At 49.7% G+C, this 25,800-nt stretch carries 19 protein-coding genes; 8 read left to right on the plus strand and 11 right to left on the minus strand.

Going from position 1 to position 25,800, the window contains the following annotated elements:
* Nucleotides 1–33: 33 nt before the first annotated feature.
* A complete protein-coding gene (locus D7D25_RS11305) occupies nucleotides 34–1,500 on the minus strand; it encodes an L-fucose/L-arabinose isomerase family protein (protein ID WP_122969066.1) in 1,467 nt (488 codons plus the stop codon).
* A 13-nt stretch (nucleotides 1,501–1,513) separates the two neighbouring features.
* Nucleotides 1,514–2,737 carry an MFS transporter gene (locus tag D7D25_RS11310; RefSeq protein ID WP_255417276.1) on the minus strand — a complete coding sequence of 408 codons (1,224 nt, stop codon included), beginning with the start codon at nucleotides 2,735–2,737 and terminating at the stop codon, nucleotides 1,514–1,516.
* A gap of 114 nt (nucleotides 2,738–2,851) precedes the next feature.
* Between D7D25_RS11310 and D7D25_RS11315 the strand changes: the two genes are divergently transcribed.
* Nucleotides 2,852–3,604, plus strand: a complete 753-nt coding sequence (locus tag D7D25_RS11315; protein ID WP_122969068.1) for a GntR family transcriptional regulator — start codon at nucleotides 2,852–2,854, stop codon at nucleotides 3,602–3,604.
* Between the two features lie 112 nt (nucleotides 3,605–3,716).
* On the opposite strand, the gene D7D25_RS11320 is transcribed toward D7D25_RS11315, so the two are convergent.
* The 3 genes from D7D25_RS11320 to accC form a co-directional block, all read right to left on the minus strand.
* Nucleotides 3,717–5,249, minus strand: a complete 1,533-nt coding sequence (locus D7D25_RS11320) for an acyl-CoA carboxylase subunit beta (protein ID WP_122969069.1) — start codon at nucleotides 5,247–5,249, stop codon at nucleotides 3,717–3,719.
* A gap of 20 nt (nucleotides 5,250–5,269) precedes the next feature.
* The gene (locus D7D25_RS11325) at nucleotides 5,270–5,773 is read right to left on the minus strand and encodes an acetyl-CoA carboxylase biotin carboxyl carrier protein subunit (RefSeq protein WP_122969070.1); all 504 of its coding nucleotides are present in this window, start codon (nucleotides 5,771–5,773) and stop codon (nucleotides 5,270–5,272) included.
* Nucleotides 5,774–5,879: 106 nt separating this feature from the next.
* A complete protein-coding gene (gene accC, locus D7D25_RS11330) occupies nucleotides 5,880–7,388 on the minus strand; it encodes an acetyl-CoA carboxylase biotin carboxylase subunit (RefSeq protein ID WP_122969071.1) in 1,509 nt (502 codons plus the stop codon).
* Between the two features lie 771 nt (nucleotides 7,389–8,159).
* Here accC and D7D25_RS11340 point away from each other — a divergent pair.
* From D7D25_RS11340 to D7D25_RS11370, 7 genes are all read left to right on the plus strand, one after another.
* On the plus strand, nucleotides 8,160–10,499 hold the full coding sequence (locus D7D25_RS11340) for a TonB-dependent receptor (RefSeq protein WP_122969073.1): 2,340 nt from the start codon (nucleotides 8,160–8,162) through the stop codon (nucleotides 10,497–10,499).
* 73 nt (nucleotides 10,500–10,572) lie between these two features.
* On the plus strand, nucleotides 10,573–11,793 hold the full coding sequence (locus D7D25_RS11345; protein ID WP_122969074.1) for a hypothetical protein: 1,221 nt from the start codon (nucleotides 10,573–10,575) through the stop codon (nucleotides 11,791–11,793).
* Between the two features lie 147 nt (nucleotides 11,794–11,940).
* Nucleotides 11,941–12,213 (plus strand): hypothetical protein, encoded by a 273-nt coding sequence (locus D7D25_RS11350; RefSeq protein WP_122969075.1) that lies wholly within the window; start codon nucleotides 11,941–11,943, stop codon nucleotides 12,211–12,213.
* Between the two features lie 11 nt (nucleotides 12,214–12,224).
* Nucleotides 12,225–12,464, plus strand: coding sequence for a DUF1858 domain-containing protein (locus tag D7D25_RS11355; protein ID WP_158602600.1), 240 nt, complete (start codon nucleotides 12,225–12,227; stop codon nucleotides 12,462–12,464).
* Between the two features lie 36 nt (nucleotides 12,465–12,500).
* Complete coding sequence (locus tag D7D25_RS11360) at nucleotides 12,501–13,433, plus strand: cation diffusion facilitator family transporter (RefSeq protein WP_122969077.1); 933 nt, start codon at nucleotides 12,501–12,503, stop codon at nucleotides 13,431–13,433.
* A gap of 5 nt (nucleotides 13,434–13,438) precedes the next feature.
* Nucleotides 13,439–15,193, plus strand: a complete 1,755-nt coding sequence (locus D7D25_RS11365; RefSeq protein ID WP_122969078.1) for an ABC transporter ATP-binding protein — start codon at nucleotides 13,439–13,441, stop codon at nucleotides 15,191–15,193.
* Between the two features lie 33 nt (nucleotides 15,194–15,226).
* Nucleotides 15,227–16,972, plus strand: coding sequence for an ABC transporter ATP-binding protein (locus D7D25_RS11370; RefSeq protein WP_122969079.1), 1,746 nt, complete (start codon nucleotides 15,227–15,229; stop codon nucleotides 16,970–16,972).
* Here D7D25_RS11370 and D7D25_RS11375 read toward each other — a convergent pair.
* The 6 genes from D7D25_RS11375 to D7D25_RS11400 form a co-directional block, all read right to left on the minus strand.
* Entirely contained in the window at nucleotides 16,959–18,680 is a 1,722-nt protein-coding gene (locus tag D7D25_RS11375) for a DUF4465 domain-containing protein (RefSeq protein WP_158602601.1), read from the minus strand. The genes D7D25_RS11370 and D7D25_RS11375 overlap by 14 nt on opposite strands.
* Before the next feature lie 44 nt (nucleotides 18,681–18,724).
* On the minus strand, nucleotides 18,725–18,865 hold the full coding sequence (locus tag D7D25_RS18035; RefSeq protein ID WP_158602602.1) for a hypothetical protein: 141 nt from the start codon (nucleotides 18,863–18,865) through the stop codon (nucleotides 18,725–18,727).
* 303 nt (nucleotides 18,866–19,168) lie between these two features.
* On the minus strand, nucleotides 19,169–19,774 hold the full coding sequence (locus D7D25_RS11385; protein WP_122969082.1) for a DUF6580 family putative transport protein: 606 nt from the start codon (nucleotides 19,772–19,774) through the stop codon (nucleotides 19,169–19,171).
* Nucleotides 19,775–19,864: 90 nt separating this feature from the next.
* Entirely contained in the window at nucleotides 19,865–21,940 is a 2,076-nt protein-coding gene (locus D7D25_RS11390) for a hypothetical protein (RefSeq protein ID WP_148038916.1), read from the minus strand.
* An 18-nt stretch (nucleotides 21,941–21,958) separates the two neighbouring features.
* Entirely contained in the window at nucleotides 21,959–23,950 is a 1,992-nt protein-coding gene (locus tag D7D25_RS11395) for a hypothetical protein (RefSeq protein ID WP_148038917.1), read from the minus strand.
* A 6-nt stretch (nucleotides 23,951–23,956) separates the two neighbouring features.
* A complete protein-coding gene (locus tag D7D25_RS11400) occupies nucleotides 23,957–25,645 on the minus strand; it encodes a PKD-like domain-containing protein (RefSeq protein ID WP_122969085.1) in 1,689 nt (562 codons plus the stop codon).
* Nucleotides 25,646–25,800: the final 155 nt, after the last annotated feature.

Here is a 25,800-nt window from a genome sequence, read left to right on the forward strand (position 1 = left end):
TCCGTTTTGTCTGTTATTGTATGACTACTGGCATTATTGTGAAATTATTACAGATTCGATATTCAGATAATCGGCCACTTTTTTTATTAAACGGGCTTTATGTCCGACTCCCAAGGCAAAATGATGGGTGGGGCCTTCGCTCATCCATCGGTACAAGAAAGTCCTGATATCCGGCTTGAAATATCCCCGGGTGTTTGTGTTTCCCGTCGGCGGTATCGGGCCTTTTACCGATTCCCCTTCAGCGATGACAAACTTGAATTTCCCGTCACAGGTTGAGTTGATGGACAGCATGGTTATGGGCCCTTCTTTGATTTTAAATTCCACACCGGCTCCACATCCCGGTTTGCCGTGATATTTCATCAAACTCCGCAACACGGGTTTCCCTTCGGCGATGGAGATGTTGTGTGGCCCGTCGTGTCCGACCAATACGAACCCTTCATTGAAATCCACCGGATGAAATTCGGCAACACTTCCTCCAATATCCAGTAAATTCATGATCATCATGGCAACCAACGTTTTCAAGTCGGACTCTCCGCACATCGGAAATCCGGATGAGGTGAGCAGCGAATTACCGACTATCAGGTTTGACATTACCAGCTCTTCCGAGCTGTTCGATCTTCCGTTATAGTAATAGGCCAGTCCGTCGATCTGCTTATATTCAATGAATTTCTTTAATGCCACAGCTACCCGGGCGGCGGTTCGCAGGTCTTCTTTTCGTAATTTCATCGAAATAGGGTCGGATAGGGGGTCGGGAGTATCGAAGAACGATAAAATGATATTTGCGGTTGTTTCAATTTCATTTTCCCGGCAATTCACATATTGATCCACAATTTCATTGGCTTCACACTCCACCACATGGCATCCGAAAAAGGATGTCAGCATGGTTATATCGGTATGCATGTCCAGCATGGCATTTATCGGATGGCCGATATGCCCGAAATGAGCTTGTTTCAGCCCTTTGAGGACTCTTGCAATTTGACAATACTCCGCTATTTTTCTGTCGGCCTCTGGGTCGTCGCGCAGTGTGCCGATTATCACCTCGGGAATTCTTTTCCCCATCCTTGCGGCGACACCGGTAAATTCGGGCAAGGAGCATATGTCGTCGTTGGCAAGCTGCATATAGGTAGAGGCTTTTGAATAATCCAGCGCTTTTCTCGGCTGCAAAGCAACCAATATTATGGGCACATCGACAGCCCTCACGATAACACCGAATGTGCCTGAAGTGGCATAAGTGAGCATATTGCAAAAGAGTATATCGAGATTGGCGGCTTGCATCTTCAACACGGTTCCGTATGCCTTGGAAGGATTGTCAACCATTCCAAAATCAATGACTTTCACCGATTTCCGGGGTACTTTATCCATGATAACCCGATGTTTTTCCATCAACTCTTCCAACAATCCCGGAAATTGCTCCCAATAGAAATCATAACCTACTCCGAAAAAACCGACATGGAGTTCCCCGTTTAATTTGGAAGAGAAAAATTTGTCACCTTCATTCATCTCCTTAGTCTTATTAATTGTGAATCGATTTTATGCTGGGAATAGCTGACGTGAATATGATGAATGCCACGGAATACATTACTCCGGCATAAATCCACAGCGGATTGTAGGAAAATCTGCATATTATTACCCCCATGAACGGATTCACAATGAGGGAAGATAAAGCTCCGGCAGTACCCGAGAGTCCCACTACGCTGGAACTTGAATTTTTGCCGAAGATATCCCCGATGGAGGTAATGTAATTGGTAATCCACAAGCCGTGTGCAAAAAATGCCAGGCTTAACAGCAGGATAATCACTCCCACGGAATCCGCATATCTCACAAAAATGGCTGCCGCGGTAAGCAGTGCTGCAAATCCCATCACCGTTTTTCTGGAAAAATTGAGATCCCCGGTTTTTTTCAAAACGATATCCGAAACGAACCCTCCGAAAATATTGGAGACCCCCAACGCTAAATAGGGTATCCAGAATAAGTTCCCGATTATTTCCAAAGAGACGCCGCGGGTTTCGTTCAGAAATTTGGGTATCCAGAACATGTAAAAATAAATGATGGGATCGAGCAAAAACCGGATCAGGATAAAGATGCCGGCCTCTTTCGATTTCAGTAAATTCAACAATTGGTTTCTTAAAGGCGGCATATCAGTCCTATTGTTGCGCGACTCTTTATTTGTGCCGGAATTCCCCGGCTTTACCTTGGGGAACGATAACCAGATCAAGGTCCAGATTATACCTGCCCCTCCCACAACAAAAAAAACGCCGCGCCAACCGACACTGTCCATTAAAGCTACCGTTAACGGCGGGGCAATTACCGCACCGAAAGCCGAACCGCCAATGGCCAATCCGTTTGCCAAGGCCCTGTTTTTCCTGGGCACCCATTCTACAACCGCTTTAATTACTCCGGGGAAAGCCCCTCCTTCTCCAACCCCCAGAATAAACCGCAACAGCGCAAACTCATATAAGTTGTCGGCAAGACCGTGCATAAAAGTAGCCGCCGACCACAATGCGACTGAAAACGCCAATCCTTTTCGACTTCCGAAACGGTCGATCAGGATACCGCCCAACGTGAACATGATGGCATAACCAACCAGAAAAGAGGTGTTGATAATTCCGTAGCCGGTATCGTTGATGCTTAACTCGCGCTTAATCTTAAGGATGGATATGGAAAGGACTTGCCTGTCCAGAAAACTTAGCCCTGTTGCCAAAGCACACATCAGGATAACCATCCAAATTATTTTCATGTGTTTGTGCCTCATATAAAAATCCTAACGCACTAAGTTTAGGATGCAAATATAAAAAACTTTTTCAAAAAAAAGTTTTTTTGTATTATTTTTGTTTGAAACTTTCAAAAATTTATGGACAGGATACCTAAATATATTGCGATCAGCAATGAGGTAATTTCCCAAATCGAGTCCGGGAAATTGCAGCCCGGGGATAAAATGTCTTCGGAAAATGAGTTGATAGCCAACTATGGGATAAGTAACACTACCGCACGTAAAGTGCTTTCATATATTGAAAGCCATGGATGGGTGAAGAAAATAAAAGGCAAGGGTACCTTTGTGATTAACCGGTCGAAGGATATGCACCTTAACCGCATCCTGGGATCGTTTGATGCGATGAAAGAAAGTTTTAGGAATAATTTGATAAAGGAAGGCTTAACGCCCAAAGATATCTTACTTGAAAAGACAGTACTGAACGATGGCATCTCGGTAAACATAAACAACAAGAACTACGTTATTGAAGGCAAGGTTTTGAAACTGCATCGCCTGAGATATGCCAATGACATACTCATGAAAGACGAAATCAAGTACATTTCAATGAATATCTGCCCTGATATCCATATTATTGAAATGAAGGATTCATTGATAAACCTGTATGAGAAAGTGTATAAAGTCAAACTAAAGGATATCCAAAGAACCATCACGACAAAAATTGTGTATGGTGATGACCAAGACAACTATTTTAGAAATGAGAGCCCCTTGTCGGTTTTTATTCTCGGAAGCGTTGCTTCAAACGACAAGTCCGAGACGATTGAGATAGAATACTCGTTATACAGGGGCGACAAATACAGTTTTACCATCCATACGAAACCCGACCTGATAGGATAGCACACCGCATCTTTGGCAGCGTCAATTGGTTGTTGCAGCCTGAATAATTGGAATGCCCGCTCTGGCGGACAGCGGTTGTGTCATATCACATTCATCAGTCATGTTTTCCACCTCACAGCGGAATGTTCCCGTGCTTTTTGGGTGGGTTGTTCTCCGTTTTGTTGGCCGTCATTTCCAGTGCCTGGATCAATTTGAACCGGGTATTTTTCGGCAGGATGATCTCATCGATATATCCTTTTTCCGCGGCCCGGTAAGGATTGGCAAACAGTTGCTCGTATTCGCTCAGCGCTTTCTGCCGTTCCGTCTCGTGGGATGAACGATGCAGGATATTCACCGCCCCTGCCGCTCCCATTACCGCAATCTCGGCATTCGGATAGGCTAAGTTCACATCTGCTCCCGACTCTTTGGATGCCATGACAACATACGCGCCCCCATATGCTTTACGCGTTATAAGGGTGATCTTCGGGACGGTCGCTTCCACATAGGCAAACACGATCTTGGCTCCGTGACGGATAATACCGTTATGCTCCTGGTCACGCCCGGGAAGAAATCCCGGCACATCCTCGAAAGTAATGATGGGGATGTCGAAACAGTCGCAGAAACGGATGAACCGTGCCGCTTTGTCCGACGCGTCGATATCGAGCACGCCCGCCAGATAAGCCGGTTGATTAGCCACAATCCCTACTGTGCGGCCCCCCATGCGGGCGAATCCTATCACGATATTTTGCGCGAATTGCGACATGGTCTCGAAGAAGTAATGTTCGTCCACCACCTCTTCAATGAGTTTCTTCATGTCATAAGGAATATTGGGATCGTCGGGAATCAGCGTCTGCAATTTGGGCGATTCTCGATAGATACTGTCGTTTGTGGCCACTACGGGAGGATCCTCCATATTGTTGGAAGGAAGAAAACTCAGCAATTCACGCATCATCATGAGCGTTTCTTCCTCGTCCTTGCCCACAAAATGGGCCACCCCGCTCTTGGATGCGTGGGTGGTTGCCCCGCCCAGCTCTTCCTTGGTCAGTTCCTCATGCGTGACTGTTTTCACCACATCAGGGCCGGTGACAAACATATAGCTTTTCTCTTTCACCATAAAGATGAAGTCGGTAAGCGCCGGGGAATAGCAGGCCCCGCCGGCGCAAGGGCCCAGGATAGCGGAAATCTGGGGCACAACCCCTGAAGCTTTGATATTCTGGTAAAAAATATCGGAGTAGCCGCTGAGGGCCATCACTCCTTCCTGGATGCGCGCACCGCCCGAATCGTTCAGGGCAATGATCGGCGCCCCGTTTTTCATTGCCAGCTTCTGTACCTTTACAATCTTATTGGCGTTGGTACGGCTCAGCGAACCGCCGTATACCGTGAAATCGTAAGCATAGACATACACCAGCCGGCCGTCTATCTTTCCATAACCGGCCACTACGCCGTCGCCGGGAATACGGTTGTTCTGCATGCCATAGTGGCCGCATTCGTGAAGTATGAATTTGTCTATCTCCACAAAAGTGCTGTCATCCAGCAACATATCGATCCTCTCACGCGCGGTCTGTTTTCCGGATTGCTTTTGTTTCGCGATGGCTTTCTCTCCGCCGCCGGCTTCGGCAGCCCTGTTTTTTTCTTCGAAAGCCTGATATATTTCCTGTAGTGCCATTGCTGTGATTTTAATTGCCTTTAATGGGTCTTGAAAGATATGAGTAACTGATCGCGGACCACGGAATCGCCCTCCTCCGCGTGGATCTTATCCACAATGGCGTTCTGGGCCGCCGTATAAGTGCTCTGCATCTTCATGGCTTCCACCACGATGAGGGGATCGCCCCGTTTTACTTCCATACCTTCGGAAACCATTATTTTTATGATCTTTCCCGGCATAGGGGAGGTAATGGTTTCCTGTGCTTCTTCGGGAGTGGATTGACGTCCCCTGATATATTTTTTCTGCGGATTCGACAATTCGATGTCGAAGTAACGAAAATTGGTGGTGATGGTATATTTTCCTTCCGAATGGCGCACCGATTCGGCGTTGTAGGAACGTCCTTCGTGAAGAATGGAACAGAATCCGCTCTCCGGCATTACCACATCGATATCATATATTTTTCCGTCCACTGAGATTTCGACCCTGTTTCCCTCTTTGGATATCAGCTCCACCTCGCATCTCCTGTTGCCTATTTTAGCTTTCATTCAATATTTAATATTCAATATTTCAGATTCCAGATTCCAATCATTAAAACATTCTGTTTTCAACTCAGTTTCAATCCAAATGGTTATTTTTCACATTGGCGGGGGATTATATCCTCAAAACTCCTTTTTGTTTACCGAACGCGCGCCAGCGGCTTATGGGAAGATTATCGGCCGGCGATGATGAAGGTGCGTCATTGCTGTTCACTATATGGTCTATATAGGCCGCGATGATGGCCATGTCTTCTATTTCGTTGTCATTCGCGGCACTTTCCCGCAGTTTCTTGCTGTTGTCTTCGATAAAATGGGTGGTGTAATTTCCTTTTACGAAATCACGGGTGTCCATAATGCGGCGAAGGTAATCGATATTGGTCTTTACCCCTGTGATCTTATATTCGTATAACACGCGGCGCATCCGTTCCAGCGCATAGATGCGGCTGGTTGCCCACACAATCAGTTTACCGAGCATCGAGTCGTAATAGACCGGGATTTCGTATCCATCGTAAATAAAACTGTCCACCCGCACACCTATGCCTTCGGGTGTTTGAATATGCCGGATAATACCGGGCGAGGGTGCGAAGTTATTTTCGGGATCTTCAGCGCATATGCGGCATTCGATGGCATGACCGCGTTGATGTAGGTGCTTCTGGCGTAAACGCAGTTTTTTTCCGTTGGCAATATGTATCTGTTCTTTTACCAGGTCGACACCCAGCACCTCTTCAGTAACAGGATGTTCCACCTGAAGGCGGGTATTCATCTCCAGGAAATAGAAGTTCATATCGCCATCCACCAGAAATTCTATTGTGCCGGCCCCGACATAGCCGACAGACTTGGCCGCCTTGACGGCGATGGCCCCCATGGCCTGGCGGGTCTTGTCATCGATAAAAGGGGAGGGGCTTTCCTCCACGATCTTCTGGTGGCGGCGCTGTACCGAGCATTCACGGTCGAACAGATGAATCACATTTCCGTGGGCGTCACCCAGGAACTGTATTTCGATATGGTGGGGCGATTCGATATATTTTTCGATATATATCGAGTCGTTCCCGAATGAGGCCCTTGCTTCCGACTTTGCGGCTTGGTAGGCCTCGTGCAATTGTTTTTCTTCATAGACCAGACGCATACCTTTACCGCCGCCTCCGGCCGTTGCTTTAATAATCACCGGAAGTCCTATCCTGCGGCAGACACGGAACAGGTCTCTTGGCTTCAGGTCTTCCGATGTGCCGGGTACCACAGGCACCTTGGCTTTTATCATCTGCCGGCGAGCCGATATCTTATCGCCCATGGCTTCGATGCTTTCTGCCGACGGGCCAATGAAAATAATACCCTCTTCCTTGCAACGACGTGCAAAACCGGCGTTTTCACTCAGAAACCCGTATCCGGGATGAATAGCGTCTGCTTTGAATTGTTTCGCGGCTGTGATGATTTTTTCGGCATTCAGATAGCTCTCCCGGGAGGAGGCCAGACCGATACATACCGCTTCGTCGGCATAAGAGACGTGCCTCGAGGTGCGGTCGGCCTCGGAATAGACGGCCACTGTGCGGATACCCATCTCTTTGCATGTGCGCATCACACGCACAGCAATTTCGCCCCGATTTGCAATTAGAATTTTTTGTATCATCGTTGAAAAATGGATTTATACTTTATATACCTCTTTCAGAGTCAAGACTTTTGGAGTCAAAAACTGATAGAATCAAGAAAAAGGACTACACTAATGGCTAATTTGTGAATGCACGTGATTGAATTTCCAATCATCACTTCCCGATTAATCGGGACCGGTCCCCGAAGGATCGGGGCAAGTTATCCCGACTTGCCGGGAGCGTTAAGCAGTAAATCGTCACATCCATCAAATTCCCGACTCTTGATTCTCACGTTCATTTCTAAAGGGGGTATAATTTCAAACAAATTTCCGGCATATTTGTTCTCGATGACCACACTTCCAATTGTTTTGCAATAACAGATTGTTTTTTGATGTCCGGAATATTGCGACCCCGAATTCAGCACGATCACCACGAATGATGATGTGCTCTCCTTTATTCCGGGGATATATCGATAGAAGTGTGTGGGGGGGGCTGGTAAAAGAAAACGGTGACCGGAAAGCACAGTAGATGCCAAAAACGAAAGTCAAAACGGTGATAAGCAATATCTCATACTATCCTGACGATCCTCATTTATTATGATTTTTTAGCTGAAAATTCCCTCTTTTTGGCGATTGACGGCACGGTCGATGTGTCGTAATTTTGCGGGTAAAAACGATATAATGACTTTTTCATTTTTTCATAATTTCTATTTTTTCAAGTGAAAGCGTGGCGGTTCCGCCGGGATTGCCCCGCTTTTTTTCTGAACAACCCAACTCCCGCACACTTGACAATTAAATAACGCCAACACCACAATGAACAGAAAATTACTCACACTGCTGATGGCTTTGACGACAGGCTGCCTGCTGATGGGCCAGCCGCCGGCAGGACGCCTGTCGGGCATTGTGATCGACGCCTCAGGCGAGGAGCCGCTGCCCGGCGCGACCGTTTTCATAGAGGAAACCGGGCAGGGAACGGCCGCCGACCGCAACGGAGAGTTCTCCCTTGCCGCGCTCAAAGCCGGAAGTTACACCCTTGTAGTTTCATATATGGGCTACCACGCGCAGACCGAAAAGATAACCCTCCGTGCGGGCGAGGCAAAGCGCATGACCATCCGCCTCCGCCCTGAAGCCAAATCGCTGGGCGAAGTGGTTGTCACCGCTAAAAGCGAGGCCCGGCAACTGCGCGAGCAGGCCATGCCCATATCCGTCATTTCCATGAATCAGTTGCAGGGCACGGTCAACAGCATTACCGACATCCTGGCCAAGACCGTGGGCGTCACCCTGCGCGCTTCGGGCGGGGTGGGCGGGGCATCCCGCGTTTCGGTGCGCGGCTTGGAAGGCAAACGCATCGGATTCTTTATCGATGAGACACCGATGAACGACAATACCGATTTTGTCGATGTCAATGACATCCCGATTGACATGATAGACCGCATCGAGATATACAAGGGAGTGGTACCCGCCAAATTCGGAGGCTCTTCCATGGGGGGCGCCGTCAATATCGTCATCAAGGAATACCCCAGCAGGTATGCCGACGTGAGTTACTCGCTCGAGTCGTTCAACACGCACAAGGCCCAACTGGTGACCAAACGGAACCTGAAGCAGAAAGGACTCATTTTCGGGGCGGGCGGCGGATATACCTATTCCGACAACGATTACGTGATGGAGTCGCCCTACATCAGCGGGCTGAAGATAAAACGCAACCACGACCGGTACGAGAAATGGTTGCTGGGCGGCTCTTTAAAGGCGCGCAAATGGTGGTTCGACGAAGTGGAATTCGAACCCGTGTTCATAGACACCCGCCGCCAGATACAGGGCGTGGAGACCGATATCCGGAAAGCCGAGACAAGGTCGCGCGCCTACGTGCTTGCCAACAAGCTGGAGAAAACGGATTTCCTGGCCCCGGGCCTCGATTTCGAGATGTCCGCCAGTGTGGCCTACACGCTCTACAGCCTCGTGGACACGGCTAAACAGTGGCACGACTGGCAGGGCAACGCCTATCCCTCGCCCTCGCTCCATGGCGGCGAGCTGGGCAACCGCTTCGCGTCAAACTCCAACGACAAGAAATTCGTGTTGATGCACAAGCTGAACCTCGAATACCTGCTCAACAAACAACATTCGCTGAACTTCAACTCGTTCTTCACCCTTGCCAACGGCTATCCGAAAGACCATACGCGCGACCTCAGCCTGGGCAAACAGACCCTGTTCGATTCGCGGATGCGCAGTTGGGTGGGCGGACTGACCTACGACTTCCGCACCCGCGACGACAAGTTGCTGAACTCGCTCACGGCCCGCTACTATGTCTACGCGATGAACACCCGCAAGGGCGACATCTACGGCGGTCCCGTGCGGGACATCGACGTGAGCAAGCATGATTTCGGGGTGAGCAACGCCTTTCGATACCGCTTTCTGCCCGATTTGATGGGAAAATTCTCCGCCGGCTACGATGTGCGGATTCCGTCAGACGTCGAGTTGCTGGGCGACGGTTATTCCATCACGCCCGCCGAGTCGCTTATGCCCGAACGCAACACCAGCGTCAATATCGGGCTGCTATACGACCTGTCGGGCAAAAAAAGCAGCAACTTGCAGCTCGAGGTGAACGCTTTTTACATGTATCTGAAAGACATGATACGCTTTACCAAAGGTTTTATCGGCGCCCAATACCAGAACTTCGGGCAGATGCGCACGCTGGGGGTCGAAGCCGAAGTGAAGGCCGACATGTTCCCCTTCCTCTACGGCTATGTGAATGCCACGTACCAGGATTTGAGGGATGTGCGCCCGTTTGAGGAAAACAGCACCGTCCCCAATCCCACCAAAGGCAAGCGGATGCCCAACATACCCTACCTGCTGGCCAATGCCGGACTGGAATTCCATAAAGAGAACCTCTTCGGCGGGCACGGCCAAAACACCCGCGTTTTTGCCGACTGCTCGTTTATCGAAGAATATCTCTACGATTTCGAAATGACAAGCAACCAGCGGCGCATCCCGCGCAGCACGACCATCGACCTGGGTTTTGAGCACAGTTTCCTGGACAGCCGGCTGTTTGTCTCCGGAAAAATCAAGAACCTGACCGATGCCCGCGTGCTGTCGGAATTCAACCGCCCGTTACCCGGACGCAGCCTGGGCGTGAAACTGAGGTATGTTTTCAGATGAGATGAATGGGGCCGCCCCGGCGGCACCGATGTAGGAATGCAGGAATCAGACAACACCATAAACAAACAAAACGATGAATAAAAAAATGATACTGGCAGCTTGCTTAGCTGCGTGTGTGATGACCGGTTGCGAGAAAGAAAACGGCAAACCGGTCCCCAAGGGAGGTACGGGCAAGTTCCTCATCGGGACGACGGTCAAAAACCCCGATGGGATGAGCGGATCCTCCTATTTCCAGCTTCTTCCCTCCTTGTCGGGGAGTGTGGATAACTCCAACGCCATACAGGTCGGGTTTGCTTCTCCCATCGAGGTAATCGGCAACGACATATTTGTCCTGTCAAGCATGGGGAAAGACGCCACCCACCAGGCCATAAAATACACTTACCGCCCCGGGCAGACGCTGGAGACCCCCGTGACGCTCGGCCTGCCGCCCAATTCGATGGCCGGCAGCGTTGTCCGGGTGGACGACCGCAAAGCGTATATTCCCCTCTACACGATAGGAAGGGTGTGGATTATCAACCCGCAGACCATGCAAAAGACGGGTGAGATAGACCTTACCTCTCATGCCCACCGCGATGCAAGTCCCGAGCCGGCTTACGGCCTTGTCCGCGACGGATATTACTTCCTGCCTTTGGACCAGATAAACGAACAATACATGCCGTATGACGATTACCAGCAGGTGGACGTGGCCGTCATCGACACAAAGACCGACAAGGTGGTGAAAATCGCTTCCGAGAAAACCACTGGGCTTACTTTCCCCACCCGCCCGATGCTTAAAAACATGATTTTCACCGATGAGCAGAACGACCTCTATATGGCATGCACCGGTTATTTCGGATTCTCACCGGACAACAAGAAAAACGGTTTTGTATGCATCCCGGCCGGAAAAGACGAGTTCGACGCCTCCAAATCGTGGGATATTTCGGAAACGGTCATCGAAGGCACCGCCCCCGCGAACTACAAATCCGCGTCGGTGTATAACTGCAAGTACCTTGGCAATGGCAAGGTTGCCGCATACGTATGCATTGCGGAACTGACCGACCCGAATAATATGTACACCGCCCGCAATACGATGGCGGTACTTGTCGACCTGAAGGCAAAGACAATCCGGAAAATTGACGGTATTCCTCTCACCGACGGGCACAGCGTGTTTATCGACACCTATAAAAACCGGGTCGTCTTCGGCGCGTATGGCGATAGCAAGGTGGGGTTCTTTACCTGCAATTCCGACGGAAGCAATGTCCAACACATCCTTGCCACCGCCGGCAATCCGGTGTTCATGCACGCGTTTGAATGATGGAGCGCCCGCCCGTGCAAGCGCCGCTTGAAGCCGGTTGGTGAGGAAACGCGATGGCCTCCGGCGCTGCCGGGATGAAAAGAATGGATGACGGTTTTTACAGGACACCGATGACAAATTGAATACAAAAACGATTTCAAAAGGGATATGAGCATAAAACAAATCAACCGATGGTTTACCCGCATGGGCGAACGGGTTATAAGAAGGCGCTGGTGGGTGATTGCCGCCTTCACCGCCCTGTTTGCCGCAGGTTTTTACGGCTTGCAGTGGATGAATGTCAACGACTCGTGGGACAGTTACTTCCTCGAAAACGACCCGATGCGGATGAAAACGGACGACTGGTTCGGAGGAAACGAAGGATTGTTCGGTGTTTACAAAAACAATTCGGAGCTATGGATAAAGGCCAAATACAGTTTTTAAATATCATCAAGATGACAATAAACAAGTACACGCCCATTCACAAAATCACGACTGCCTATCCGCAGTTGATACCCCTGCTGATTAAAAGGAACAACCGGTTCGGTTGTTTGAACAAGCCCGTGTCACCCTGGTCGCCGGGCTATCTCGCCACCGTGGGGAATATTGCCGCCGCGGCGGGAGAAAAGGAGGAGGAGCTGGTCGCTTTCCTGGAAGAGGAAATAAAGCGAATTGAGATACAGTACAGGTATTGAGGGATAATACCCGCATTGAAACATATATGACTTCCCATGCACACACATTCACAACATTGCGCCCATCACCGCCACGGCCATGCCGGGGCACATGGGAAAAAACTGCTATGGGTGACCCTGCTCAACTTTATGATCACCCTGGCGGAAATCGCGGGCGGGCTGCTTTCCAACAGCCTCTCGCTGCTCTCCGACGCCGCGCATAACCTGGGCGATTCGCTGGCGCTCTTTTTTGCCTGGATCGCCAACAGGTTGGGCAACAAAAAGGCGGACAGGAAACGCACCTTCGGTTATAAGCGCGTGGAGATACTTACGGCTTTCCTCAACGCATTGACACTTATTGTGATATGCCTCTTCCTCTTCGCGGAGGCATACCACCGCCTCATGGAGCCCGAACCCGTTAAGGGCGCTTTGATGCTGGCCGTGGCGGTCATAGGCCTGACGGCCAACTGGGTGTCGGTGCTGATCCTGCAAAAGGAGAAGGACCGCAACATAAACGTCAAGGCGGCCTACCTGCACCTGATGGGCGACACCCTCTCCTCGGTCGCCGTCATCGTGGGCGGGGCGGCCATCTGGCTCTGGGGAATTGTATGGCTCGACCCTGTAATCACGGTGCTGGTGGGTGTTTACATTATCTACCATACCTGGTCGGTGCTCAAACAGGCCATTGACATACTGATGCAGGGAACGCCCCCGCATGTCGACATAGACCGCCTGGTAGCCGAAATCGGCAATATCCCCCATGTGCGCGACATTCACCACCTGCACCTGTGGCAGCTGAACGACGACCAGGTGCATTTCGAGGCGCATGTCAACACGGCCGAAAATATAGACATGGTGCAGGCAACGGAGATGCGCGGGCAGATAGAAGCCTGCCTGCGGAGCCACGGCATCGGCCATTCCGTCCTGCAAATAGGTTACAACTGCTGCGAGGGCCATCAACAGCTGATCGTGGATGAAAACAGGAATTAAGGAATATGAACAAAACACTCAGAAAATTCAACGTTTACATGGGCAACCGCAAAGTCCTGTTGCCCCTGTCGCTCGTGATGTCGGCGTTAAACGGCATAGTATCCCTGCTGCCCTACCTTTTCGTGTGGCTAATCGTACGGACCCTGTTGGAGACGGGAGGCATCGCCCGCGACACGCCGGTGAACACCTACTCGTGGGCGGCGGTGGCCGCCGCCATAACCTCGCTGCTGGTTTACTTCGTCTCGCTGATGCTGTCGCACCTGGCGGCCTTCCGCGTGGAAACCAATCTGCGCCGTTCGGCCATGCGGAAAATACTGGCCCTGCCGCTCGGCTTTTTCGACAGCAACACCAGCGGCCGCATGCGTAAAATCATCGATGAGGACGCTTCCAGCACGCACACGTTCCTCGCGCATATCTTGCCCGATTTGGCGGCGAGCATCGTTTCGCCCCTGACTGTCATCGTGCTGATTTTTATTTTCAACTGGCCATTGGGCGTCGCTTGCCTTGTCCCCCTCGTCTCGGCAGCCGTGCTGATGGGATACATGATGGATCCCAAACACAACGATTTCCGAAAGCTTTACATGGACGCGCAGGAACGGATGAGCGCCGAAGCCGTGGAATACGTTCGCGGGATACCGGTGGTGAAGGTCTTCCAGCAAACCGTGTTCTCCTTTAAACGTTTCTTCGACAGCATCATCACCTACAAGGACCTGGTGACGAAATATACGCTCGCGTGGCAAAGGCCCATGTCGCTCTATACCGCACTTATACACGGGTTTGCTTATTTTCTGGTTCCGGTGGCCATCCTGCTTGCCGGGCGCGCGGGCAGTCACGCCCCCATCATTGCCGACATGTTCCTGTATGTGCTGATAACCCCCGTCATCGCCACCAACATCATGAAAATAATGTACCTCAATCAAAACCTCTACCTTGCCGACGAAGCCATCACGCGCATCGAGAAGCTGACCGACGCCGATCTGCTGCCCGTGGCCGCGAACCCCGGGACCCTGTCGGATTACGGCATCGATTTTGAGGATGTGGTGTTCGCATACCCCGGCACCCGGCAAAACGCGGTGGACCACGTGAGTTTTTCCGTTCCCCGGGGGAAAATGTATGCGTTGGTGGGCCCGTCGGGTGGCGGAAAAACAACCCTTGCCCGCCTTGTCCCCCGCTTCTGGGATGTGACGGGCGGAAGCGTGAGGATAGGCGGTGTCGATGTCCGTCACATCGCCCAGGAAGAGCTGATGCGTAACATTTCGTTCGTTTTCCAGCACACCAAACTCTTTAAAACCACCCTGTCGGAAAATATCAGGTACGGCAATCCCCTGGCTTCGGACCAGGACGTGCAACGGGCTATCGACCTGTCGCGGAGCCGCGAGATTATCGACCGCCTGCCGCAAGGCCTTCACACGAAGATCGGCGCCGGGGGCACCTACCTTTCGGGGGGCGAGCAACAGCGCATAGTGCTGGCAAGGGCCCTCCTCAAGGATGCCCCCATCGTGATACTCGACGAAGCCACCGCCTTTGCCGACCCCGAAAACGAACACCTCATCCAGCAGGCGCTGCGCGAGCTGATGAAAGGAAAAACAGTGCTGATGATAGCCCACCGCCTTACCAGCACACAACAGGCCGACTCTATCCTGGTCATTGAAGATGGGAAAATCGCGGAACAGGGCACGCACGAGGAGTTGCTGAGCCGGAACGGCACTTACAACAGAATGTGGAAAGAATATCAGAAATCGGTAGAATGGACGGTATGAGTCTTCCGTCTTTCGAATCAAAAACTCAACATCATGACACTCAACAAATACTTCCAAAGCCGTTTCGTCCTTTCGGAAAAAGGGGCCCGATCATTTATGGGCGGAATTCTCTTCACCGTGCTGCTCAACATCGCGCTGATGCTCCCCGCCCTGTACATCTTCCTGTTCCTCACGGATTACCTGCAACCCGCCATCGACCCGGGAAGCACCGCCACAAACGGGTTCTGGTATTACGTGCTGATAGCCGCGGTGTTCCTGGTCATCGCTTTTACCATCGCGATGTTTCAATACACCCACACCTATACCAACGTCTACACGGAAAGCGCCAACCGCCGCATAGGCATGGCCGAGAAGCTGCGCAAACTGCCGTTGGCGTTTTTCGGGGAAAAGAACCTGTCGGATCTGACCTCCACCGTCATGGAGGACAATTCCATGATCGAGCAGTTGTTCTCGCACGCCGTGCCGCAGTTGTTTGCCTCCGTGATCAGCATCCTGCTCATCGCCGCGGGATTGTTCTTTTACGACTGGCAGCTGTCGCTCGCTTTGTTCTGGGTGGTGCCGGTGGCCACGGCGATAATTTTCGCTGGCAAGAAGCTCCTGGACAACGCCAACCTCAAGTTTTACAAGGTGAAACGGGGCATTACCGAGCAAATCCAGGAGGGATTGGAGAATGTTCAGGAAATCAAATCGTACCACAACGAACAGGCTTACCTGCGCGGTTTCGACGAAAACCTGAAAGTATACGAGAAAACGCTTCTGCGGGGTGAGTTAATTGGCGGGGCGCTTGTCAACACGTCGTATATCGTCTTGAAACTGGGGTTGGCGTCGGTCATCCTCACGGGCGCCTACCTGCTTTCGGCCGGCGGCATCACCCTGTTCACCTACCTTGTCTTCCTGATGATAGCCGCCAGCATCTACAATCCGGTAATGGATGTGTTCAACAACATCGCCGTGCTTACGTTGCTGGACGTGCGCATCAACCGCATGCGCGAAATGGAGCAAATGCCCGCGCAGCAGGGAAAAACCGAATGCGAAGTGGAGAATTACGATATTGTTTTCCAGGACGTGTGTTTCGCGTACGAGGAAGGCAAACAAGTGCTGCGGGACGTCTCTTTCACTGCCCGGCAGGGGGAGGTGACGGCGCTGGTGGGCCCCTCGGGAGGAGGCAAAAGCACCTCCGCCAAGCTTGCCGCCCGCTTTTGGGATATCGACAGCGGCAAAATCACCCTCGGCGGACAGGATATCTCTGAAATCGACCCCGAGGCATTGCTCAAAAACTATGCGGTGGTCTTTCAGGACGTGATGCTGTTCAACGCCAGCGTGGCCGACAATATCCGGATCGGCAGACCCAAGGCCTCCGACGGGGAGGTGCGCCGCGTGGCCCGGCTGGCCCGGTGCGACGAGTTTGTCGGGCGCCTGCCGCAGGGGTACGACACCCTTATCGGTGAGAACGGCGCCGCCATCTCCGGCGGTGAACGCCAGCGCATATCCATTGCCCGCGCCCTGCTCAAGGACGCCCCCGTCGTGCTGTTGGATGAGGCCACGGCGAGCCTCGACGTGGAGAACGAAACCCGGATACAGGCCGCCATCTCGGAGTTGGTGAAGGACAAAACCGTGCTGATCATCGCCCACCGGATGCGCACCGTGGCCAGAGCCCATAAAATCGTGGTGATCAAGGACGGCGCCGTGGCCGAGCAGGGCAGCCCCGCCGTCCTGATGGAACAGGGCGGCGAGTTCGCCCGCATGGTGGAACGGCAGCGCGCTGTTACTCCAGATTAACGGTTATGTCGTCTATGGCGTAATACGCCGGAAGGGAAAATCCGTAGCCGTTGTCGGTTCCTCCCGTCATGTTGATTTTCAACTTCACCACCTTTCCCAAAGCCGATAAATCCCATTTCGTCCATCGGGTGATGAGTTTATTCACGGTGGCAAAAGTCATGGTTACCGTGCCTGTCTCGTTGTCATCGGCATCGTATCCGGTGGCATGCAGTATCACATCTTCTCCCTCGCCCAATGCCGGCGACAACGAATTCCCGTTAGCCGCCACATTCAGGAAGTAGCAGGTGGAGTTTACGTAGCAACTCTCGATGGTACGTGCTTTTCCGTCGGAAAAACTAAATATGGGACGTCCGTCATCCGGCATGTATGGATTACCTGTTTCCTGATAACCAAAAGTTGTGATAAAATGATTAGAACCATTATTGCCTCCGCCCGCGGTGGCATCGTCGTGGGTGGGATGATATACGTATAAATCATGCAAGTAGTCGCCGAAAGCGATGTTGTTTTTCGAATTATACGGAGACAATATCCACGGATACCCCGATCCCCAACTGAGGGTTGGCTGTAACGTAGTCAATTTTGTAACAGGATCCACCCACGGGTAGGGATTATCAGGATGGGGACTGCCTCCCCAGGAAGGCACCACCACACTTTGCGTAGCTTTTCCTTTTTCCAATGTATAATCGATAAAAAGCTGGTAATAACTTTCCTCGAACGTGATGGTGTGGGTGTTGGGCTTTTGTATGCCGCCGGGAAACGTGAACTCGCTTCCGTTCCACTCCGCATTTATGTAATAGGTTCTGCCGGCTTGCAGGTTGTCCCTGCCGGGAAGAAAGTTCTTGGAACGTTTGTAAGCGGAATTGGCGGCATCGTACATCCAGAAGTCGAGTGAACCGGTTTTGTTTCCTGTCGGAACTATCCATGTCCATAACTCCGCCGTCTGTCCGGAAGCAATCGCCTGTTCGCTTGCGAATTGGACGTCGGTTTCTCCGCCGGTAAAATTGGCTCCGGCGGTTATGTCGAACGAGTAGTTCCCGTAAACCTGCCATTGGGAAGAATTGCTGCTGCTTAATACAAAAACCTTACCTTCGGTATCGAGCGATTCGCTCCCCGTGTTTTTCAGCCGCAGACAGATCATGCTCCCCAAATGGGCGAAAGAGGCATCCACATCGGGCGATGCTGTGCTCACCCCTGTTTGGCTGAAAGTGAGCGCGACCATCTTTTCCGATTGGAGGGAATTTTCGCCGGTTAACGCCACGGGAGAGTTGACCGGTATGTTTGCCGGTGATATATTGGCTTGGGCCGGGTTGGTATCGCTTAATCCGCCACCGCCGTAAATTCCGTAAACGTCGAACGTGGAAGCCGTAAAGTCGGACGGGACGGTAACCTCAAACTCGGCCGTTTTTCCATCGGGCTGAGATATGTTTTTTACCGTAACCGTTTGTTTGACTTTTTTCCCGGCTTGCACGAGGCAGAGCTCAACTTGGTCGCCTTCTTCCCACCTGAGGGTCACAGCCGGATAATTTCCCTGACCGGGTGTAAGGCCGATACGCGTGTCCGGGGCGTCGCCGGGCATAGTTGCCGTGATGGTAAAAGTTTTTTCCTGCAATGTGTGTCCCGGCTGGATTGTATCAATGACTTCGTTTTCTGCACAACCTGCAAGGATAATCGTGCCCAAAAACAGTGCGAAAAATATTCTTTGTTTCATTTCATATTTTCTAAAAAGATTGATAATCAGTTTTATAATTCCACTTACGATGTCCATGGTTCACCTTCCGACGGAGGAAGGCTGCCAGCCAAAATGTTTTGCGAGAGTTCGATGTCGATGATTTCGATTTCAGGAGCAATGTAGGATTCTGCCGCATCCGTTGGAGAAGATACGTCATGACGCATCTCTGCACTTCTTTTTTTGTTTTTTACCTCTTTCATAACCATAAAAAATAACCATAAAAAATAAAGGATTAATATTAGACATTATATTGATGAGTCTACTCCGAAATGCCCAAGAACCCGTTTCACAGGTTTCCAACTCATTGAAAATCAATAGTCGTTTTGAGGGAAATTTGGGTAAAAAAGACTTTTCGGAGGGGACTCATTGATTAAGGAATAAGAATGTTGATAATCAAATATCTCAAATATTATTCGATATAAACTCTATTATTTGTTTGAACGGAGAAGTTGTTATCATTCCCGCATTCATTTGCTTTTTGATACGATTTTCCGGGCTTCGGCATACGTTTCATGCCGGGTACGCAGCCCGGGAAACCAGGAGAGCGACACCTCGAACAAGCCGAACAGCGCTGCCGAATAAACCAGGTCGCCCAGCAGGGTGTTTTTGAAGAAGGGCAGGCCGGCAACGTAACAGGCCGTCAGGCCTTCCCGCGTGTGCGGATACATGCCCGATGAGAGCCACACGCCGAAGTTGGATACCACAAAGAAGACGACGGACGCCCCCAAAGCCGAGAACAGCAGTCGCGGCACACGCACTTTGCGTAACGTGAATGTGCCCATCAGCACGATGAGCGCGAACGCGCCGTAAGTGAACAGCGAGCCGGAGTGGAACCAGACGAACCGGTCGAAGTATTCGGCATACACTACGTTGTTCAAGAGCAGGTCGCTGATCCACATGGCGACAATGGGTATCAGGTATGCCCACCCCTTGCGCGTATAGTACGCCGCGCCAAACAATGCCATGCCGCCGATGGGCGCGAAGTTGGGCGGGTGGGGGAGCAGGCGGCTGAGCGCCGCCAGCAGGATCATTACCGTCACGACGGAAAAACGCAGGGTCAGTTTTTTATTCATACGTGTATTTTTTAACTGTTTTAACTATAGAATGAGAAATATGTTTATTTTGTTATTATGAACCGTCAAGCATATTTTGTTGATAATATTTTACGGTTTCACATACCGCCCGGCTTTCAAATCTTCAAAGGTTGGGTTGTATGCGTTGTCGTGAACTGTTTTGGCTGTCCAATTTTCGGCGGTAATACTTCCCGAATCCAGGGCTTTTTTCAGACCGGAATAATCGGTCAAAAACTTGCAAAACTTGATTTCCAATGTTCCCACGGAGGAGAGGGTCGAGAGGAAGTTCAGGTTTGTCAATTTTTCGTTTTGCCAGCCGGAATAGGAGCCTCCTATTTCCAAGCGTCCGACGGAAGTGAGTTTAGGCAGTTGAATACTTTCTAAAAATTTCCCGAACAGACTTAACTTGCCGGTAACTGTTTCCAAATTGGGAAAAGACATGGAAGTCAAATTATTGGCGGATAGGGTTAAGGCTCCGATCTCTTGCAGCCTTTCGCCCGAGACGGAGCGCGCGCCAGCGGAAATGCTCAACTGTTCGCTCACTTTTCTGAGGGATGACGGCAAAACCACTTCATCGACACCCGGAGCATTGCTGATTTGAAATCTCTTGCATTCTTCCAGCCCCGTTATCTGGGGCAAGGTTTTTATGGATGGATTCGAAGCCAGATTTATTTCGAACAGGCCTTCATTTCCATTGAATGTTTTGGGAAGTTTGATGGCTGTAATGCCCGCGTCGCGCATGATAATGGAAATACTGTTCCCGAATTCTATGTGCGATAAATCCATCTCGCCCTCGTATGGCGATTTGTCCATGCTTAAAGAACCGATTTTTTTCAGGTTTTTAAAAATGGACGGAACATAATTATAAGCATATAGAATACCCACTTCTTCCAGTTTACCCATATCCCAATGTTGAACGGAAGTAAGAATTCTAAATTTGTCGGCGGTTTTCAGCATGGGAAACTTCACCGTTTTCAGGTTCACGAATGCTTCCAGATTCATCTCACCGCCCACTGTTTCCAGTTTGGGCGCTTCAAATATTGCCAATTGCGGATTGGCGTGCGTGCTCATATTGGTTTCGGCGTGCAAATTGGTTGTGATTGTGTTAAGTTCATTGAGCTTGATGGTTGTCACGGCCGGGAGATTGGAGAACGTAATCGCGTTTGTTTGTGTCAGTTTGCTTACATCAATGGTTTCCAATGCAAGGAAAGTTCCGATTGTCATCCCTTCGCATCGGGTTAACGCGGGAAGAAGCAGCTCCTTGATGGTTGGCGTCACCTGTTTGTAATCCTGCCACGAGAATCCTCCATTCAGGTTGAATCCCCGGGCGATGGTTTCCACTTTTTTCATGTCCAGTTTGTCCAATTGGGGCAGGCGACAATTGAAATTGTCCATAACCCGCAACTCGGGCGTTGAAAACTCGGTAAGTCCCACGGATGTCATGGATATATTTTCCACGGAAACCAGCGCGGGAAATCCGATTTTGGCAATACTGTCCGATTGCAGCGAAAGCGCTCCCCTGATGTACTCCAATTTGGGCAGTTCAATGGTTTTAAGTTGTTTGGGGCTTCCGTTTACCAGCAAGCTGCCTATCGATTTCAGGTTTTGCAACGCTTGCAAATCGCCTTTATATGTGGGATTTACCGTTAACTTATACCGCACCTCCTTCAATCCCGCCAGCGCGTCTATGTTGCTGATGGAATCGGTTCCCGCCGGGGCGCCGATTATCAGGTTGCCGTTGATGATTTCAATCTTTTTCGCGGCAAATTCTTCCACGTCCTTGTCGGTGCGAAGGTAAACGCTTTCCCCCAGCATCACGTCTTTGGTCGCCACTTTCACGCTATATTGCCGTTGGGCGCCATTAAACGAAGTAACCGTGAAGGTTTGTTCCGTGCTCCAATCTTTCACGGTGGCGGGGTCGGGCGAGACGGTTGCCAACTCGCTCAGCACGTATTTGGCGGTTAGATCAGCCTTGTCCACGCTCGAGGGGATGTACAGCTGTACGGTATTTCCCGCGATCTCACCACCGTAGGTTGTGCCATCGGCTTGTTGCAGGGAAAACTCCAGCATATGGTTGTCCGTTCCGTTGAAGGGGTCTTTTTCACATGCCGCAAATGTGAAAAGAACAAGCATTATTGCCCAAAGGCTTTGTTTATAGTGTTTCATCTTTGTCGAATTTATCTTTTATGGTTTCACGTATCGTCCTTCTTTTAAATCTTGGAAATCGGGTTTATAACCCACATTGAACAAGTCCACATTTTTCTGCCATAGTGCTTCCGTCATAATACCCTTCTCAATGGATTTCTTCAAGAAGGAATAATCGGAAAAAGCTTTCAAGTTTCTAAAACTGAATTCGGTTATATGCTCGAGCGATGGTAGCCCGTTCAGGTTTTGCATAGCCAGGTTTTCTTCATTGCTTCCACTGCTGATAGCCAGGAGAACGGTTATCTCTTTGAGTTTTGGCGCGTTAAATGTTTGCAAGGTTGTTGAAAAAAGAATCGCTTTGTATGATATCGTCAAGAGGTTGTCCATTGTGATGGTTTTCAGTGATTTGTCGCCTTGATCATTGAATTGCAAATCGGCAACTGTTTCCATATCGGGTATGGATATGCCGGTGATATTGCCTATTGAAATCCACAGCTCTCCGGTCACCTCTTTCAGGTCTTTTATTGTAAAGTCCTGCGGTGTGTCCAGAGTAAGTGTGTGATAATGGATCTTTTTGGCCTTTTTTAATCCTGAAAGCTGGACTACTGTTTTTTGCCTGAAATTCCGGGCTCCTTGAACAACTATTTCGTTCAATTCTTCGGGAAGCTTTAGGTACTCGAGATTGGAACAGTTTTGCACCATGAGGTTATTGCTGAAATCAATATGGCTCAAATCCAATGTCCCGTCCACCAGAATAAAGTTCAGTTCTATATTTGAAACCTTTTTCAACGATTTGAAGAATGGATTTACATTTTGCAAGCTGGTTAACTGGCTAAGGGTCAGCGTTCCGTTGACAGCTTCCACAGTTACCTGATCTATATTTCTCACGGGGCAACCGTAGAACATAAAATCGCCATCCACCAATTTTAATTTCGGCGCCATTATGCGCGCCAGTTTCACGTTGTTGTATATTCGAACGGATTTTGTTTGTTCCAACATCGGAAGATAAAACTCGGCAAGCCCCTTGGAGTTTTCCATCGTGAAATCACCTTCCACTTTTTCCAGAAGGGGTAATGTGAACGTTCCCAATGTGTTTAAATTGGTGGCGACAAAGGCGCCGGAAACGTGTTGAAGCTTCGAAAAATCGGCTCTCTGCAAAACAGGAAGATGAGTCAGGGAGAAATTTCCGAAAACTTCTTTCAGGTTGTTCACTTTCAGCATGCTTAACTTATTGCCTTTCACAAAAAAACCACCTGCTTGTTGCAATGAAGGAAAATCGAGCCCCGTAATGTCATTTGCTTGAATATCCATATTGCCAATCACTTTTACAAGTTCCGGAAGATGTATCTCTCTTAGCGTATCGGTGTTTGTCACGAAATCTTCATATACGGTTCGCAATGATTTCAACGTTATTGTTTTGAGGAATTTGTTATTTTTCACGTGGATGCCACCCACTTCCGCAAGGTTTCGCAACCCCGACAAATCTTTGCCCTTATACGTGGGATTGACGATAATTTTATAATCTACTTTGGTAAGATAAGTCAGGGCATCGATGTTGCTGACGGAATCCGTGCCGGTTTCCCTTCCGATAACCAGGTTGCCGCCCACTCTCGAAATACCCTTTTCGGCAAACGCTTTCACATCATCGTCGGTAGCCAGGAGCACCGTATTGCCCGTTTCTTCTTTTTGCCTGATAATGCGCACGATATAGGTGCGTTTTTCGCCATTATACGCGATCACATTAAAAACCTGTTCGTTGTTCCATTCGGTTATTTTTGCCGGATCGGGCACAACACGCGCCTGCTCGCTAATGGAATAATCTACTTTCGCGTTGTTTAAATCCAACTCCAAGGGAACGGTGATGTTTATTGTGTTTCCGGAAACCATCACGCCTGGATATTCTTGGCCGCCCACCGTCAGATTCAGCGACAAGAGGCGGTTATCCGTTCCGCTGAAGGGGCTGCCGTCATTGCACGAAAACAAGGTTACAGCCAATAGTATTGCGGATAGTGTTTTGTATATATTTTTCATTGTCTATTATTTTACTTGTATGTCCATAAATCTGAATACTTCGGTGGAGTTCTCTCCCAGCCATCCGGCTTTCACATTCAAGCCTGTTTGCACTTTTATAAAGTCGATGTATTTCAAATGAATATCTTTACCGTCGTGTGTGATGGCGTTGCTTATTTTGAAATGGTTTGCATTTGCCGAGGCATTGTAGTTGGTGTCGTCCGTCAACCGGTCGATGGGGCTGAAATTGTCGGCATATCCCCAGTCGAATTCCTTGTTCACCCAATAGGTGCCTTGTCCCGACAAGTCTTCGGTCCTTGATGCTAAGCAAGTGCCGCGCAGCATATAAGTATTTTCTTTCACCCAGTTGGGATAATAATAGTCTTGTTGGTGAAAGCTCAACCAGTCAACTTCACCCTTTTGGCCTAAATTGTCTGTCCACAGGACGTTTGATTTGGGTGTGGAGGGACGGTAATAGGTTACCTCGTAATCTTGTATTGTTTCCGGTTTTCCGGTTTCACTGCCTTTCAGTTCATACCAGTTATCGTCGGGCAAGCCGTTTCCGTTTTCATCCTGCATCACCCAAACAATGCCCGGTTCCGAACTTCCCGAGAAAGAGTTGCCATAAATGGCAAAATCCCATGTTCCGGTATTTTTGATGCTATGATCAAACCCAACTACAATATATCCGCCAAAAGCGCCTAACGATACATACTGGTTTCCGGGTTTCAGCCTCTCTTCGGCATATTTGTTAGCCTCTTCCATGGTGTATGCCGTGTAGCGTTCGTTCACGAACTGGCCGGGTGCGGCAAGAAACTCGAAAACGCTTGTTGAATACGGACTGCTGTTTGCCGAGAAAGGACGGAAGTATTGTTCGGGGTTTACCGTGTTGACAATAATGGAAGTTTCTCCTTTCTTTTCATCTTTCCGCGCCACCACTTTCACTTCGGTTTTGCCGAGCGCTGCCGGTTTGTACACGAACTTATCCGTGGTTTGCGTCTTGTCTTCCACGCCATTGACAAACCATTGGAATGTGACGTTTTTCGTGCTCGGCATGGAGGGAATGAGGCGGATGGTCCTTCCCAACGAAGCCGATTGTTCGGGATAAGTAAACGAAATGATTAAGGGGGCATCTTTTACCACGAGAATTTTTATCAGGTATTCGTCTTCACCGTCTTCATTTTCAGCCTTCAAGTTAACGAAGAATATTCCTTCCTCGTTGGATGCAAACGTATATTCATCGGCTTTTGAAACTTCTTTATTGTTCATTATCCAACTGAGCTTTAAGCCCTCTTTGTTGGCTATTTCCGGCTTGAAAACATGTTTTTCCCCGGTTTCCAGGATAATGTCGTTTCCTCCCTCCATTCCAATAATAGGCAGTTCCAATTCGGTAACGTTTACTTTTACTTCTTTTTGGGCCGTCCCATCTTCGTTTACGACTTTTAAAGTTAAGAAGTAAGTGCCCAGATTTTTTTCTTTGAAGGTGATATTCTTCTCGGTGCCGACTACTTTTCCGTTGAGCGTCCATGAATAGACAGTGTTTGTCCCGGCATTCTCAACAGTGGGTTCAATCAACAAATTACGGTTGGGCTTCACGGTAAACTCGGTTTTTTCCATTTCAATTTTGGGGGGCAATACGGTTTCTATCTTGCGACACGATGTGATTGCCGCGATAAAAACCGCCATCCCTGCGATGATCAAATGTTTACTCCTCATAGATTTTTAAGTTTGATTATTTATTGTATGAAAATTTTAGAAACTTTGAATTTTACGAGTAATTATTTCACGCTTGTTTTTCCACTAAGTGGCCCGCCACATTTCAATCAATGAAAATCCAAATCCATCAAAAAATGGCTAAAAAACAATCGATG

The organism is Proteiniphilum sp. X52, from assembly GCF_003712195.1.
Taxonomy (GTDB): Bacteria; Bacteroidota; Bacteroidia; order Bacteroidales; family Dysgonomonadaceae; genus Proteiniphilum.

Coding starts and splice junctions, on each gene's coding strand:
- D7D25_RS11305 (WP_122969066.1), bottom strand. CDS start 1,500: ATGAATGAAGGTGACAAATTTTTCTCTTCCAAATTAAACGGGGAACTC.
- D7D25_RS11310 (WP_255417276.1), bottom strand. CDS start 2,737: ATGAAAATAATTTGGATGGTTATCCTGATGTGTGCTTTGGCAACAGGG.
- D7D25_RS11315 (WP_122969068.1), top strand. CDS start 2,852: ATGGACAGGATACCTAAATATATTGCGATCAGCAATGAGGTAATTTCC.
- D7D25_RS11320 (WP_122969069.1), bottom strand. CDS start 5,249: ATGGCACTACAGGAAATATATCAGGCTTTCGAAGAAAAAAACAGGGCT.
- D7D25_RS11325 (WP_122969070.1), bottom strand. CDS start 5,773: ATGAAAGCTAAAATAGGCAACAGGAGATGCGAGGTGGAGCTGATATCC.
- accC (WP_122969071.1), bottom strand. CDS start 7,388: ATGATACAAAAAATTCTAATTGCAAATCGGGGCGAAATTGCTGTGCGT.
- D7D25_RS11340 (WP_122969073.1), top strand. CDS start 8,160: ATGAACAGAAAATTACTCACACTGCTGATGGCTTTGACGACAGGCTGC.
- D7D25_RS11345 (WP_122969074.1), top strand. CDS start 10,573: ATGAATAAAAAAATGATACTGGCAGCTTGCTTAGCTGCGTGTGTGATG.
- D7D25_RS11350 (WP_122969075.1), top strand. CDS start 11,941: ATGAGCATAAAACAAATCAACCGATGGTTTACCCGCATGGGCGAACGG.
- D7D25_RS11355 (WP_158602600.1), top strand. CDS start 12,225: ATGACAATAAACAAGTACACGCCCATTCACAAAATCACGACTGCCTAT.
- D7D25_RS11360 (WP_122969077.1), top strand. CDS start 12,501: ATGCACACACATTCACAACATTGCGCCCATCACCGCCACGGCCATGCC.
- D7D25_RS11365 (WP_122969078.1), top strand. CDS start 13,439: ATGAACAAAACACTCAGAAAATTCAACGTTTACATGGGCAACCGCAAA.
- D7D25_RS11370 (WP_122969079.1), top strand. CDS start 15,227: ATGACACTCAACAAATACTTCCAAAGCCGTTTCGTCCTTTCGGAAAAA.
- D7D25_RS11375 (WP_158602601.1), bottom strand. CDS start 18,680: ATGAAACAAAGAATATTTTTCGCACTGTTTTTGGGCACGATTATCCTT.
- D7D25_RS18035 (WP_158602602.1), bottom strand. CDS start 18,865: ATGCGTCATGACGTATCTTCTCCAACGGATGCGGCAGAATCCTACATT.
- D7D25_RS11385 (WP_122969082.1), bottom strand. CDS start 19,774: ATGAATAAAAAACTGACCCTGCGTTTTTCCGTCGTGACGGTAATGATC.
- D7D25_RS11390 (WP_148038916.1), bottom strand. CDS start 21,940: ATGAAACACTATAAACAAAGCCTTTGGGCAATAATGCTTGTTCTTTTC.
- D7D25_RS11395 (WP_148038917.1), bottom strand. CDS start 23,950: ATGAAAAATATATACAAAACACTATCCGCAATACTATTGGCTGTAACC.
- D7D25_RS11400 (WP_122969085.1), bottom strand. CDS start 25,645: ATGAGGAGTAAACATTTGATCATCGCAGGGATGGCGGTTTTTATCGCG.